Source organism: Dendronalium phyllosphericum CENA369, assembly GCF_016056275.1.
GTDB classification, from domain to species: Bacteria; Cyanobacteriota; Cyanobacteriia; order Cyanobacteriales; family Nostocaceae; genus Dendronalium; species Dendronalium phyllosphericum.
Window position 1 is genome coordinate 2,150 of sequence record NZ_JAECZA010000172.1, and the last position, 209, is coordinate 2,358.

General features: G+C 45.9%; 1 protein-coding gene. It reads left to right on the forward strand.

The features are described 5' to 3' along the window. Nucleotides 1-209 (forward strand): hypothetical protein (locus I8752_RS21965; RefSeq protein ID WP_214434401.1); only part of this gene is annotated, 209 nt, incomplete at both ends.

Consider the following 209-nt stretch of genomic DNA (forward strand, 5'->3'; position numbering starts at 1 on the left):
CCAAGGATTTATTATCCATTAACAGCAGGCCCATTTACGATCACACCCGAAGCTGCGTTTATTGGAATTGCTTATAGTGACAGTCCCGGCGGAGGAAGCGTGGGCCAAGCGCTGGGCGATCTTTCCATCAATGCCCAAACTTCTTTTTACAAATGCTATGGTCCATTCAAACATGTGATCGAGCCTTATTTTCAACCCCACTTTCTAAC